The 13,953-nt window shown below is 67.8% G+C and carries 12 protein-coding genes; 5 read left to right on the forward strand and 7 right to left on the reverse strand.

Translation table 11 applies throughout. The features are described 5' to 3' along the window. Positions 1 to 262 precede the first annotated feature (262 nt). A complete protein-coding gene (locus G4G00_RS01450; RefSeq protein ID WP_164270878.1) occupies positions 263 to 3,850 on the forward strand; it encodes an autotransporter domain-containing protein in 3,588 nt (1,195 codons plus the stop codon). Positions 3,851 to 3,942: 92 nt separating this feature from the next. Next, complete coding sequence (locus tag G4G00_RS01455; RefSeq protein ID WP_164270880.1) at positions 3,943 to 4,899, forward strand: Nudix family hydrolase; 957 nt, start codon at positions 3,943 to 3,945, stop codon at positions 4,897 to 4,899. 120 nt (positions 4,900 to 5,019) lie between these two features. Here the strand turns inward: G4G00_RS01455 and G4G00_RS01460 are convergent, their stop codons facing one another. From G4G00_RS01460 to G4G00_RS01470, 3 genes are all read right to left on the reverse strand, one after another. Further along, complete coding sequence (locus G4G00_RS01460) at positions 5,020 to 5,601, reverse strand: DUF4124 domain-containing protein (RefSeq protein ID WP_108752188.1); 582 nt, start codon at positions 5,599 to 5,601, stop codon at positions 5,020 to 5,022. 40 nt (positions 5,602 to 5,641) lie between these two features. Next, positions 5,642 to 6,469 (reverse strand): methylenetetrahydrofolate reductase [NAD(P)H], encoded by an 828-nt coding sequence (gene metF / locus G4G00_RS01465; RefSeq protein ID WP_164270882.1) that lies wholly within the window; start codon positions 6,467 to 6,469, stop codon positions 5,642 to 5,644. A 159-nt stretch (positions 6,470 to 6,628) separates the two neighbouring features. Next, the gene (locus G4G00_RS01470) at positions 6,629 to 8,152 is read right to left on the reverse strand and encodes an amidohydrolase family protein (RefSeq protein ID WP_164270884.1); all 1,524 of its coding nucleotides are present in this window, start codon (positions 8,150 to 8,152) and stop codon (positions 6,629 to 6,631) included. Positions 8,153 to 8,287: 135 nt separating this feature from the next. Here G4G00_RS01470 and G4G00_RS01475 point away from each other — a divergent pair, with 135 nt between their 5' ends. Both G4G00_RS01475 and G4G00_RS01480 read left to right on the forward strand, forming a co-directional pair. After that, positions 8,288 to 8,845 carry a DUF3228 family protein gene (locus G4G00_RS01475; RefSeq protein WP_108752191.1) on the forward strand — a complete coding sequence of 186 codons (558 nt, stop codon included), beginning with the start codon at positions 8,288 to 8,290 and terminating at the stop codon, positions 8,843 to 8,845. Between the two features lie 80 nt (positions 8,846 to 8,925). Continuing rightward, positions 8,926 to 9,570, forward strand: a complete 645-nt coding sequence (locus G4G00_RS01480; RefSeq protein WP_159093942.1) for an energy transducer TonB — start codon at positions 8,926 to 8,928, stop codon at positions 9,568 to 9,570. Between the two features lie 5 nt (positions 9,571 to 9,575). Here G4G00_RS01480 and G4G00_RS01485 read toward each other — a convergent pair whose 3' ends face one another. Further along, on the reverse strand, positions 9,576 to 10,070 hold the full coding sequence (locus G4G00_RS01485; RefSeq protein WP_108752193.1) for a hypothetical protein: 495 nt from the start codon (positions 10,068 to 10,070) through the stop codon (positions 9,576 to 9,578). After that, entirely contained in the window at positions 10,070 to 10,543 is a 474-nt protein-coding gene (gene ybaK, locus G4G00_RS01490) for a Cys-tRNA(Pro) deacylase (RefSeq protein ID WP_108752194.1), read from the reverse strand. Before ybaK ends, G4G00_RS01485 begins: the two co-directional genes overlap by 1 nt. A 96-nt stretch (positions 10,544 to 10,639) precedes the next feature. On the opposite strand from ybaK, the gene G4G00_RS01495 reads away from it, so the two are divergent. Beyond that, a complete protein-coding gene (locus G4G00_RS01495; protein WP_164270886.1) occupies positions 10,640 to 11,482 on the forward strand; it encodes a hypothetical protein in 843 nt (280 codons plus the stop codon). Between the two features lie 61 nt (positions 11,483 to 11,543). Here the strand turns inward: G4G00_RS01495 and G4G00_RS01500 are convergent, their stop codons facing one another. Both G4G00_RS01500 and G4G00_RS01505 read right to left on the reverse strand, forming a co-directional pair. After that, a complete protein-coding gene (locus G4G00_RS01500) occupies positions 11,544 to 12,905 on the reverse strand; it encodes a peptidoglycan-binding domain-containing protein (RefSeq protein WP_240336062.1) in 1,362 nt (453 codons plus the stop codon). A 50-nt stretch (positions 12,906 to 12,955) separates the two neighbouring features. Beyond that, positions 12,956 to 13,723, reverse strand: coding sequence for a lysozyme inhibitor LprI family protein (locus G4G00_RS01505; protein WP_240336063.1), 768 nt, complete (start codon positions 13,721 to 13,723; stop codon positions 12,956 to 12,958). Between the last annotated feature and the right edge of the window lie 230 nt (positions 13,724 to 13,953).

The raw sequence follows: 13,953 nt of genomic DNA on the forward strand, positions 1-13,953 counted from the left end.
GGCCCCTTTTTTTTGGTTCTTCAGCCAACTCCGGAACGCGCTTCTTGTGAGCGTCTGCTCACAACGAAATTTTTCAGACTTGCCCGACTCACGTGGCGGGGCAACCCTCACAGGAAAGTCGGACCCCTGCCATGTGCATGCATCGACGCCGCCCGTAACTTGCTGGAGCCCCGCGGCGGGGCTGCAGAACCTGCCGGCGGAGCTGCGCCGATGTCGCCCCCGCGGCATCGCGTATCCCTGATCGACATCCACATGGAGCTTCATGAACAGGATCTATCGCCTGGTGTTCAATCGCACCACCGGCCAGATGCAGGTCGCATCTGAACTTGCCGCCTCGCAAGCGCCCGGTCGCGCCAGCGTCGGCCACACCCACCGCCCCGCGTCGCTGCGCACTGCGCTGCTGCTGGCCCTGGGCCTGGCCGTGCTGCCCGCGCAGTCGGCACTGGCGGCCGCGTACGAGTTCACCGCCGACGACACGGTGAGTGATCCGCGCAGCTACGTCGACGGCTTCCGCGTCGGCCCGGACGGCACCGTGGTGGTCAACGTTGTCGATGGCGGCAGCCTGGCAACCAACGGATTTGCTTCCCTGGGCACGCTGGCCGGTGGCGTCGGCACGTTGAACGTGTCCGGTACCGGCCGCGTCAGCCTGACCAGCGTGTTTGACGACATGCGCGTAGGCGATGCCGGCAGGGGAGCGCTGAACGTCAGCAACGGCGGCACCGTCGCGGTGAGGCGCAACGTGCTGCTGGGCACCCTGGCCGGCAGCCACGGTGCGGTGCGGGTCGACGGTGCAGGTTCAACGTTCACCGCACGCCAGTTCGAGGTCGGCAACTTCGGCAGCGGTGAACTGGTAATCAGCAACGGCGGCGTGGTGGAAACCATTACCGCGCCCGTTCCGCTGTCGTACGGCATGCGCATCGGCGCGTCATCAGGCAGCACCGGTTCGGTCACGGTCGACACCAGCGGCGTACTGAACATCACCGACAACCATCTGTTCGTCGGCCAGCGCGGCAATGGCGAGCTGAACATTGCCAGCGGTGGTGCGGTCAACGTTGGTCGGACCCTGGCGGTGGGCATAGACGACGGTGTCACTGGCACGGTCAGGGTGACCGATGGCGGCGTCCTGGTGGCCAAGGACATCGTGCTCGCCCAGAATACCGACACGACCGGTACCCTGCTGGTGTCCACGGCCAGCAGCGTGCAGGCCGATACGGTCGAATTGGCGCACTACGGCCACGCGCTGCTGCGGGTGGAGAACGGTGGCGTGCTGCATGCGACCACCTCGCTGATCGCCGAAGGGCCGAACCTGCTCTTCGGCGACGAGGGGCAGGTTGGGCGCATTGAAGTGAGTGGCGCGGGTTCGGCCATTGAGTCGGCGCGCGTGGAGGCCACGGCCAGTCTGCGGGTCGACAACGGCGGCGCGATCCGTTCGGACGTGGCCAAACTCCAGAATTCGTACGGTGCCAGTGCCGACGGCAGCCGGACCAAGGCCACCCTGACCGGCGCCGGCAGCCAGTGGGTCAACAGCGGCGCCATGCAGGTCACCACCGACCTGCAGGTGCTCGATGGCGCCCAGATCACCACCGATACGCTCACCGTGACCGGTGGCGCGCAGTGGCCCAAGCACGACATCGAGCCGTACCCCGAACAGGTCCTGGTCAGTGGTGCCGGTTCGTCCATCAGCGCTGCCAACGGCATCACCGTCGGCAGGGGCACGTTCGATCCGCTCGGCGTGCTGGTGGTGAACAACGGTGCCACGCTCAGTGCCGGCACCGGCTATACGCTGGACCACAACGGCTACCTGGCCATCGGTGGCGGCCTGCAGGACTGGACCAGGGCGGGCGGCCCGGTGTGGGCAGCGGCCGAAGCGGCCGGTGAACTGGACGGTTCGCCGATCACCATGAACAACGGCCAGGGCGGCCTGCTGTTCAACCACACCGGTGACATCACCCTGTCCAACACCATCGCCAGCTCCTCTGCGTCGATGACCTACGGTGGCCTGCATCAACTGGCCGGCAGCACCACGCTGGACGGTGACCTGACCGCCTTTGGCGGCGACATCAACGTCAGCGGCGGCACCCTGGTCATCAATTCCGATACCTATACCGGCCAGGGCTACAGCGGCAGCAGCCAGGCGCTGCCGCAGGGCATCACCGTGACCGGCGGCACCCTGGTGCTGAACGGTGCGTCGGGCTTCCAGCAGGAGATCAGCTACGGCGCGGGCTTCGGCAGCGCGATCATCCGCAGCTCGACCGCCATCGTCCTCGACGGCGGCGTGCTGGCCGGCAACGCTACCGTGGGCCAGACCGTCGTGCGCAACGGCGCGGTGCTGTCTCCGGGCCACAACGGTGTGGGCACCATCACCATCGATGGTGACCTGTACTTCAACAACATGGCTGCCACCGCCGAGGAGGTCGCCGACAAGGCGTTCTACGACGTGGACGTGCTGGGCAACGGACAGGCCGACCTGCTGACGGTGACCGGCAAGGCCTACCTGGGCCACGTCGCTCATTCCGGTGAACATGGTGCCACCGGCGTGCGCATCACCGCGCTGGACCCGGCCACCAGCTACCAGAAGGGCCAGAGCTATACGATCCTGAGTGCGGCCGGCGGCATTGAAGGCCAGTTCGATGACGTGATCTCGCGTTCGGCCTTCCTCGACCCCAATCTGGTGCAGACCGGCAACGACGTGCGTCTGTTGATCGGGGTCAAGAGTGACGGGCAGGGCCCGGATCCCGGTTCGGAGGATGGCGGCGTGACCCCGCCGGCCGTATTCGGCGCCGTGGCCACCACCGGCAACCACCAGGCCATTGCCGGCGCGCTGGACACCCTGCAGCAGTCCGGGCAGGCGCTGGCGCTGTACAACCAGCTGCTGATGCTGGACGCCGACGAAGCGCGGCTGGCCTTCGATCACCTGTCCGGCGAAATCCACGCCAGCAACCGTGCGTTGCTGCTGGATGATCGCTTCCTGCGTGAAGGCATTTCCCAGCGCCTGCGCACCGACCCGTCGATCAAGGCGCAGGGCGGTGGCTTCTGGCTGTCCGGCGGTGGCGCCGCCAATCGCCAGGACGGCGACCACGGCAGCGCCCGTAGCCGTCAGCACCGCGAAGGCCTGATGGCCGGCCTGGACTGGACCTTCGGTGACGCCTGGACCGTGGGCCTGGCCGCCGGTGCCGAAACGCTGCGCCAGCAAGTGGATACGCGCAGCAGCAAGGCCGATGTCGATGCCGTGCACGGCGGCCTGTATGCCTCCTACCGCATGGGCGAAGCCTGGTTCACCGCCGGTGCCAGCTATGCCGACTACGACCTGGATACCGACCGCACGTCGATCGTCGGTGGCATGCAGCAGCGCCTGCGTGCCGGCTACAGCGCCGATGCCGTGTCCGGCTTCGCCGAAGGCGGCTGGGACATGGACCTGGATCGCCTGGTGCTGACCCCGTACGTGGCCGTGGCCTACACCCGCCTGTCCACCGATGCGGCGCAGGAAACCGGCGGCAGCACCGCGCTGGTGATCGATGCCAGCAAGGACGAGGTGTGGACCGCGACCGCCGGCCTGCGTGCCAGCTGGGACATCAGCGCCGGCCAGGACGACGGTGCCCGCCTGGTGGCCGGCCTGGCCTGGCAGAACGCGGCCGGCGATGTGCGTAGCCGCTCGCGTCATCAGTTCGTGGTGGGCAGTAGCGCGTTCAGCATCGATGGCGTACCGCTGGCCCGCAATGTCGGCATCGCCGAGCTGGGCGTGGCGGTGAACACCGGCGCACACAGCCGTCTGTCGCTGGGCGCGCAGGGTCGTCTGGGTAGCGGTCAGCGTGAGCTCGGCGCACAGATGACCTGGAACGTGCAGTTCTGATCACGCCTGCCGCTTAGGTGTAGAGCGGGGCCCCGAAAGGGGCCCCCTTTTCAGGGTTGCGCTGGGCGCCGCCGATTGGGCATGCTCTGGCCATGCCTCCCCCGAAACGATCGATTCATGTGGTGGCCGCAGTCATCACCGACGCCCGCGGCCGCGTGCTGCTGAACCGCCGCACCGAGAACCGCGACATGGCCGGGCTGTGGGAATTCCCCGGCGGCAAGCGCGAACCGGGTGAAACCTCCGAACAGGCCCTGGTGCGCGAACTGCGCGAAGAACTGGGCATCGAGGCTGACATCGGCGACTGGCTGATGGATGTGCCGCAGCATTACCCCGACAAGCACCTGACCCTGGAAGTGCGCCATGTGCGCAGCTGGAAGGGCAGCCCGCGCGGGCGCGAAGGCCAGGCCATCACCTGGGTAGCCCAGGACAAGCTGGGCCGCTATTCGATGCCGCCGGCCGATCTGCCGGTGGTGGCTGCACTACGCCAGCCCGACCAGTACCTGATCACCCCGGCGCCGGCCGACGATGACGCACTGGCACAGCAGTGGCAGCAGCAGCTGCAGCAGGCGGTCGCCGCCGGCCACCAGCGCATCCAGTTGCGTCTGCCACCTCAGCACCCGCAACGCCAGATGCTGATCGAAAGCGCCATCGGCTCCCACCGTCGCGGCGGGCCGCAGTGGCTGGTCAACCGCGATATCGAACTGGCCGCGGCGCTGGGAGTCGGGGTGCATCTGGGCAGTGAGCAGGTGCTGGCGCTGGCCGAGCGCCCCTTGCCGGCCGGCCAGCTGGTGGCCGCCTCGTGTCACGACCTGGCGCAACTGCAGGCCGCGCAGCGGCTGGGCTGCGACTTTGCAGTGCTGGGGCCGGTGCAGGCCACCGCCAGCCATCCCGGTGCCACGCCGCTGGGCTGGGAAGGATTCGCTGCGCTGCGTGCGCAGGTGTCGTTGCCGATCTACGCGTTGGGCGGGATGGAACCGCACCACGTGGCCGACGCCCGCCGCCACGGCGCACAGGGCATCGCCGCGATCCGCGGCCTGTGGCCCACCTGAGCGGGCGCCTGAGGGGTCGGATCCGCGCGCAGCGCGGCTCTGACCCCAGAGGTTGCCAGAGGTTGAGGCAGGGTCAGAGCCGCGCTGCGCGCGGATCCGACCCCACCGGTGGATGCGATCTCAAAGGGTGATCCAGAAACACCCGTACTGCCGCCGCAACCCCACCACCGTGGCCGCGCGCGTAGCGCTGCCCGGCAGCGTCTGCTCCAGCCGCAGCCCCACCGGGTGCCGGCGCACAGGTGTCTCAGCGTCCTCAGGGTCGGATCCCTGCACCGCAGGGCTCTGACCCTCATCCACCGCCTGCTGCGGGTACACCGGCACCACATCCACCAGCGGGCGCCGCACAACCGATTCCAGCTGCCCCAGGATGCGCTGCGCTCCTGCATCGGACACCGCACCCCACAGATACAGCGACGACAGCCGATTCACATCGCCGGTCGCCACGGCGGTCTGCACCGCCTGCACCAGCTCGCTCAGCCGGCGCGGGCACTGCGCACCCAGTGTGTCGCGCTGCGCGGTGGCACCGGCCGGTGCGGGCGGCGGTTGCCGCGACCGCGCGCCCAGGCTGTCGCAGGGGCGGTCGGTGTACACGCTCTGGCCCTGCGCATCGGTACAGCGGTTCAAGCGCGTGGCCTGCGCGTGGGCCAGCACCGGCAGACTGGCCAGCACGACAGCCAGCACGGCGGGAATTGCGAGGTTCATGGGCCCAGCGTAACGCCGATGCCGACAAAGTTGTGCGTAATCAGCCCTGCAACAGCTTCAGCACCGACACCGTCGGCTTGGCCAGGTTCAGGGTGTAGAAGTGCAGGCCCGGCGCGCCGCCGTCCACCAGACGCTGGCACAGCCCGGAGACCACCTCGGCACCGAACGCCCGCACCGATTCGGCATCGTCGCCGTATGCCTGCATCTTGCGGCTGATCCAGCGCGGGATTTCGGCGCCGCACTGTTCGGAAAAGCGGCGAAGCTGGCTGAAGTTGGCGATGGGCATGATGCCCGGCACGATCGGCACCGTCACGCCCAGCTTGCGCACGGCATCCACGAAGTGGAAATACGCATCGGCGTTGAAAAAGTACTGGGTGATGGCGGCATCGGCGCCGGCATCGATCTTGGCCTTGAAATGCCGCAGGTCGGCCAACGCATCCGACGCCTGCGGGTGGGTTTCCGGGTAGGCGCCCACTTCAATGTGGAAGGCGTCGCCGTGTTCGGCACGGATGAAGGCGATCAGTTCAGCGGCGTAGCGCATGTCGCCGGGAAACCCCATGCCCGAGGGCAGGTCGCCGCGCAGTGCGACCAGCCGGCGGCAGCCGATGGCGCGGTACAGCTTCAGCAGCTCGCGGATCTCCTGGCGGGTGCCGCCCACACAGGACAGGTGGGGTGCCGCGTCGAAACCATGGTGCTGGTTGAGGTGGCGCACCGTTTCGGAGGTGTAGCTGAGCGTGGAGCCACCGGCGCCGAAGGTACAGGACACATAGTCGGGCGCGTAGGCCTTCAACCGGGCGGCGGCACGGTCCAGCTGGCCACGCTGCTCATCGGTCTTGGGCGGGTAGAACTCGAAGCTGATGGCGGTCATGGCACGGGCAGTGGCGGCGGGTGCGGTCTAGTATATCTCTCCATCAAGATAGATGTGAAGTTGCAGGGCGTGAAGAACTGGCCCGTCGCGAGCGACCGTTCACCCGGCTGCCGGGCCGTTGCTCCTGAATCGCAACCGCGGACCCCGCTCCGCCGGCACTCACAACTCGGCACTGACCGGGCTGGTGAGGAAGCCCCAGAGCAGCCTCGCCATTACCGCCGGAGAACGTGCCTGCGCGCGCGCATGGTCCAGCAGCGCATCCAGGCGCGGGCGGTCGTAAAGATGGCCTGCGAGCAGCACCGCATGGATGCGGCGGGTATTGCGGATGTCCTGCAGGGGATTGCCGTCGAGCAGCACCAGGTCGGCTGCTTTGCCTACCGCCACACTGCCGTGCACGGACTGCAGTTCCAAGTGACGCGCGGCCTGCAGTGTGGCGGCGCGCAGCACATCGGCCTGGCCCAGGCCGGCCTGCTGCAGCCATTGCAGTTCATCGTGGTAGCGGAATCCGCCCAGGCCGGTGTCGGTGCCGACCAGTACCCGCACGCCAGCGCGATGGGCGGCGCCGGTCAACGCAAGGCCATGGCGGAAGTACGCCTGCAGTGCGGCATCGCCACGGGGGCCGGGATAACGTGCGACCGTAGCTTGAAGATCATCGCGCCAGGCCCAGCGCGACAATGGATCCAGATATACCAAGCGCGGGTCGTTGATGAAGGCCGGATCACGGGCGCGCGCATCTTCCTCGCGGGTAACATGGGTGGGCACGAACACGGCACCACTGGCGTGCATCACCGCGAACGCTTCCTCGCAGACTGCGGACTGGTGACCTGCGACCATCTGCTCGGCCAGCGCCGTTGGATCCTCACCATCGAGCTTGCCTTCGCGCCATTGCGTGGCATTGTCGAAGCATTGGCGGGGAAATATATGCGCGTGCTCGAAGCTCCGCTGGCCGGCCTGCAGCGCATCCTGTAACTGGACCGCCTTGGGCAGGTGGCCGACCAGCGGACGCTGCAGGCGCTGTGCCTCGACAGCCAGCTGTTGGTAGGTATCCGCGCGCAACCGGTTGTAGACCTTCAGTGCATCGATGCCGCGGGCATCGTATTCGCGTGCACGGCGCATCGCTTCATCTGCCCGCATCTCGGGGTCTTCGAAGTAGAAGCTGGCCACCTGCACGAAGCGGGGCGCGACCTGCTGCCCTGCAATGGCCTGGGCGGTCCAGCGGCGCTTGTCGGCCACGCAGGCGATCAATGGATCAGTGCGCTGCGGGCAATCCATCATGTCGCGTGTGCCGGTGATGCCGTTGGCCAGCATCATTGGGAATTGGAGCTGGGGTGACAGCTGCAAGGCGTGGGTGTGCATGTCCCAGAATCCCGGCGACAGCCAACGGCCGCCGGCATCAAGCACTGGTAGCGCCGGATCCGGGGTCGCATCGCCAATGGCAGCGATGCGGCCTTCGCGTACCGTCACTGTGGTGGGTTCGCTGGCCTGTCCGTTCACCACATCCAGCACCCGCACATTCACGATTACCCGGCTGTTGCCGGTTTCGGGCTTCGGCGGTGCCTGCAGTGGCCAGAACAATGCGGCGGCGAACAGCAAGGGAGGCGTTGCCAGGCTGGCGGTGAATACCAAGGCCAATCGCTTCCAGCGGCGGCGAGGGGAGGAGGACAATGCGCGTGCTGCTTCCATGAGCCAGCGATCCTTGCAGGAGGTCACCGGCAGGGTGCGACAATGGCGGCCCTGGCGCCAGTGACCTTCGGTTCGCGGCCCCTCGGCCGGGCCGCGGCGGTTACTCTGTGCTGGACCTTCTGCTGCCACCACACCATGTCCATCGTCCTCACCGAATTCGCCCGTCCCCGCCTGTTCCCGCGCGTGCCGCGTGGCAACACCATCCAGGACGTCAGCGCCGAGCAGTTCCAGGCGCACCTGAACGCGCACGCGCCGTTCAAGGTGCTGGATGGCTATGCGCCGTTCTGCAAGCTGTTCGTCTACGAGAACTGGACCAGCACGCGCTGCCTGACCGTGCCGGTCACTGATGCCAACCGGCACCTGCTGCGCAGCGGCTATGAAGCGCGCAACCGCGAGGAGCTGCCGGTCCTGGTGCGCTGGTTCGAGGGTGTGGAATCGCCGCGCGCGAATTATCTGGTGGTGATCCTGTACAGCGCCGAGCAGCTGGCGAAGGAAGGCTCGCCGATCGAAGCCGACTGGGGCATCGTCGGCTGCATCTACACCGCCGAGCCGGAAGAGGTGCCGATGGCCCCGATCACCATGATGCGCAATGCGCTGGGCGTGGAGGAGGGCGGTTCCGGCGTGCCGCTGGACCGCGAGGCGTACCGGCGTTCGGTGGAATTCTGGGAAAACAACGCCAACTGGCGGCCGTAGGGGGATGCCTGCCGCAAGGTGAACGTGGCAAGGACGGCGGGGGCGCTACCATGTCGTCGGTTGAACGCATGGAGCACAACATGGAACACAACAGGACGGTTCGCTCATGGATGCCGATTGCGCTGTGCGTTTCGGCGCTATTGGCAGCCTGTGACGGTTCGGCAGCACGATACGAGGCAGGGGCTGCCTGCGGCGGCTTGTCCGATATGACCGCGATTCGCGATGCCGGCGTTGACGCGCTGCGGTCCCAGGCGGAAGCAGGGCGGTGCACCTTCCATGCCGAAGCCGATGATGCAGCCGCGCTGGCACGCCAGCAGGCAATGTTGCAGGCGGTGTCGGTCATCGCCTGCAGCGCGCCGGCCATCTCCGTGGGTGAAACATCACCGGTACGCTTGGCACTGCAGCTGCCCGCGCGCTGCCCGTTGGCATCCAGCACGCCGTTGATTTCCACGGGCAGGAGCTGGCACAAACGTCAGCCGTTCTCGATACCGTTCTATCCCCCTGCCGCCATTCGCGAGCAGCAGGAGGGGCGCGTCGAGCTGACGCTTCTACTGGATGCGCAGGGCAAGCCGCAGGCGATCATCGTGGCCCGGTCCACGGGTCACCCGCTGCTGGATGAGGCCGCACTCAAGCATGCCCGTGCATGGCGCTATGAGTACGAGGCACCGGGAAAGCCGGCTTCCATGAGCCTGGTGCGCGATACGGTTGACTTCAAACTCAACTGATCCGTTCAGGGCTGGGCGGCGGCCTTCCACTCCCACCACGGATAGTGATACTCGCGGTCGATGGCCTGCCAGTGCTGGCCGCAGAGGGTGCAGGCGACGCTGTGGCAGTCGCCCCAGCCATCCTCCGCTGCGTCAAGCGACAGCAGCTGCATTTGCCCGTGTTCGATCAGACGACGAGGGTCGAAGAACGGATAGCTGGGGTTGAGTGCACACAGGCAGCCAGTGGCCGCTTGCCAGTAACGCAGCCGCTGCAGCGCCGCCTTCAGGTGCGCCTGGTTGCTGACCAGCATGCCGCCCAGCGCAATGCCCGCGCTGCGCTGCTCGATCAACGCCGCATGCGGTGCCAGCGCATCCAGCGACGCGGCATCGAACAGGCGGGCGGTCGTACGCGCGGCGTCGGTGATGCGTTCGCCGTCGCCTGACAACAGGTCCTGCAGCAGCGCCTGCGCCTGGGCATGGTCGAGAACGGGGGCTGGCGCCGCAGACCACGGCCAGCGCATCAGCGCGCCTTGCCGATGGCGGCGAAGCGTCCGCCGGTGAGCTGCAGCAGATCGCGCGGTGCCAGTTCCACTTCCAGGCCGCGACGGCCGGCGCTGACGTGCAGCGTGTGCAGCGGTTCCGCACTGGCATCGAGGAAGGTACGCAGGCGCTTCTTCTGCCCCAGCGGGCTGATGCCACCGACCAGATAGCCGGTCGCGCGCTGTGCGGCATCGGCAGTGGCCATTTCGCACTTCTTGCAACCCGCGGCTTCGGCCAGCGCCTTCAGGTCCAGCTGGCCGGCCACCGGCACGATGGCCACCAGCAGCTCGTGGGTTTCGGTGCTGGCCAGCAGGGTCTTGAACACCTGTGCCGGGTCCAGGCCGAGCTTTTCCACGGCTTCGCTGCCATAGGAGGCGGCGTGGGCATCGTGCACGTAGCTGCGCACGGTGTGGGTGATCTTCTCGCGCTTGAGGAGATTGATGGCGGGGGTCATGCGTACATCGTAGCGCGCAGGCGCGGGCCTGCCTTGACCGAGGCTACTGGTGGGCCCCTGCGATAATGCGCGCTGCACACCGTCTGGAATCTCATCATGCGCGCACCGCACCTGCTTCATGGCCTGACCCTGGATAGCGAGCCGTGCGCGGGGCCCTACCCACCGCAGGGCTTCTGGCCGATCGCCGAAGGTGCGCTGGGCAACGGTGATCAGTTCGGTCTTTACTGGCCATTGGGTCGCGAGGCTGAGCCGCCCGTGGTCTGCGAAATGTTCCATGACGAAGGGCGCATGGTCTTCCGCCATTCCTCGCTGGATGTCTTCGCGCAATGGCTGGATGCCGGTGGCGCGGAGGAAGACGACGATGCGGGCGGGGCGCCGCATGAGCACGCGGTCCCGGATGCGGAATCGCCGTTGCCCTTGATCGAGCGCGCGCAGCGGCATGTACAGGCTGCTGAGCCGGCCCAGGCGATCGCGCTGCTGCAGGAGGCCTGCAGCCGCTTTCCTGAGCTGCAGCGGGCATGGGCGATGCTGGCGGGGCAGCAGATGCGCCTGGGCCAGCATGCGGAGGCGGTGGCGGCGGCACGTGCCGCCATTCTGGCGAACTGGGCGTTTGGCATTCCCGAGCCCGGTGTGCTGCGTACCCTGCGTGCAGCCGATGCAGGTGGCGATCCTGTGCTGGAGATGGCCCAGCAGATGGGATTCGGCTTCGGTGGCGCCAAGACCAACCCGGACTATGCGCTGATGCAGGCGTGCATTGATCAGTGCTGGCAGGCGGGCGACACGCTGGCGGCACTGCGTGTGAGCCAGAACCGCTGCTACGTGTTGAGCAGCGAGACTGTTTCCTTCCAGCAGCGCGAAGGCTTCGACCTGGAGGCCTGGCGGTGCGACTTCGCCGCACGGTGCCAGACTGCGCTGCACGATGACCGGCAGCGCATGTAGATCCAGGCCATGGGGTCGGAGCCCTTTCCGCTGGGAAGGTATCCGACCCCGTTACGCGGAATCAGCGCGACATCGACTGCTGGGTCTGCATCTGTTCCTGGGTCTGCCGCTGCGACAGTTCGTTGTCCAGCGCCTGGCTCTGCCGCGTGCTGTCCTGCAGGTTCTGGTTCACCGCCTGCGACAGGTCGACGTAGGTGCGGTGCATGGCGGGATCGCCGAGCTGGCCCTGCACCGCGAACACGCCCTGGTTGTCCGGCCGCGCCAGCACGGTGTCGACCTGGCTCATGCCGGCCACCTTGGACTCGTAAGCCACCTGGCCAGCAGCGTTCTCGAGCTGGTTGCGGTCATTGAACAGTGGCGACAGACCGCCCTGGCGGCGCTGTTCTTCCAGCGCTTCCAGCTTTTCCACGACCTGCTGGTAACGCGGGTTGTCGGCGTGGCCCGGGCTGGCCATGGTCGGTTCGGCCGCTGCGCGTTCCTGTTCGAACGCCTGCGCGCGCTGCTGGGTGGCTGCATCCAGCGCGCCCAGCGTGTCGCCGCCCGCCTTGCCGTCGACAGTGAGCTGGTGGTCGCGCTGGAACTGCTTGACCGCTTCCAGGGTGCCGGGGCCGAAATCGCCATCGGCCACCAGCGGCTTGCCGTCCTTGCCCAGGTAGCCCAGGTCCGACAGCTTCTGCTGCATGGCCTGCACCTCATCGCCCTTGCTGCCGTTGACCAGCACGCCGTTGCCCGCAGGCGTTCCGGGCGAACCGTGCGAGGGGGCATGGGTGGGAGTGATGCCGATCTGGGTCATGGCCCGGTCGAAGCGCTCATCGCGGCTGGCCACGGCGCCCGGCGCCTGGATGCCGTACTTGGTGGCATCGACGAAGTTCTGCACGTCGCCACGGGTCGGCGGATTGCCGGCCTGGATGGTGCCGCCCTGCAGCTTTTCCGCGTTGCCGGCCAGATAGTTGATGAACTGCGGGCCCATGCTGCCGAACTGGTTGTCGTAGTCGGCCATGGCCAGCTGCAGTTCCGGGTTGGCCGCGATGGCATCGGCGGCGGCCGGGTTGGTGGCACGCACCTTGGCGATGGCGTCGTCGACGCGCTCGATGGCGCTGTCCAGCTTGGCGTTGGTGAGCTCGTCCATCTTCGCCTGCGGAATGGCCTGCAGCTTGGCGTCGAGCGCCGCCAGCTGCTGGGTGCTCAGCCCGCCCTGCTGCGACAGCAGTTCGATGTCACCGGCGGTGAAGCCGTTGTCGCGCAGGAAGCGCCGGGCCTGCGGGTTGCCGCCGACGTCGAACTGCACCAGCCCGAACGAGTAGGTGCTGGCGCCCTTCTGCGCGTATGCGAAGTGGTCCAGGTGGCGGGTGTTGCCGCCCAGCTCGGTGTTGAGGAACAGCGTGGACAGCTGTTCGCGGGTAAGCGTGGAATCCGTTGCCATGGTCATGGTCCTTCAAAGAGGGAAAAAGAGCCGGGCGCGCCCGGCGGATCTCAGCCGGCGCAGTGCTGCTGGGTGAAGCCGAGCAGCTGGCGGGTGGCCTGGGTGCCGTAGGCGGCCGGTGCCGGCTCCAGCGCGAACTGGCCCACCATCTGGTTGCTGCACAGCTGCACGTTGCGCTTGCCGGCGGTGGTTTCCTGGGTGCAGTTGGCCGCCAGCAGGGCGTTGGGGCCGCCGCCCATGTTGGTGGCGGCGCTGCAGCCCAGCAGGCGGCCTTCCTGGCCGTTTTCGCCCAGCAGCGTATTGAAGGCTGCCAGCTGGCTGTTGGGGTCGCGCAGGACCAGCGTGTCCACGCACTGCTGCTGGCCGTCGGGCGTTTCGCAGGCATCCTGGTCGACCAGGCCGTCACGGGTGGCGGTCAGCACCTTGATGCGGTCGGCGAACACCTGCTGCAGGCACTGTGCGTCGCCGCACAGGTCGCGCGTGTGCTGGACCCAGCGCTGCTGCTCGGCCTGCAGCCTGGTCTGGCCTGCACTGTCCAGGGTGGCCTGTGCGGTGGCCAGGGCCTTGCCCAGGTCCGCGTCCAGGCCGGTCAGGGCCGGATCCTTGCAGATCAGGGTCTGCGCCGGCGATGCGCCATCGGCACAGGCGGTGCTGCCTGCAGGGGCCGCAGCCGGGGCGGTGGCGCCCTTGCCATCGGCACCCGCCGCTTCGCTGGCCGCCGCCGGGGCGGTGGCCTGGGCGTCGCTGGACGGCGGGGTGCAGGCGGCCAGCAGGGCCACCCAGCACAGGGTCATCAGGGGCTTCAGGGCCCGGGTCATACGTTCACTGCTGCGCTGCATGTCGATCCTTTGATGTCTGCGTCCTGGCGCATGGCCTGCGGGCGGCAGGCATGGGGCGAACCATGGAACGGGGGCGCCGTGGCGGCCGCACGGAGCGGGCTGGGCACTGGAACACCTGCGGCGGGGGCCGCAGGGGGGGGAAAGCGTAGCAAGCGACTTCGTAGGGCTCTGTGACAGGGCGCGCGGAACACAAAACGGGCGCCCGAAGG

The sequence above is a fragment of the Stenotrophomonas sp. B1-1 genome (assembly GCF_010894375.1).
Classification (GTDB): Bacteria; Pseudomonadota; Gammaproteobacteria; order Xanthomonadales; family Xanthomonadaceae; genus Stenotrophomonas.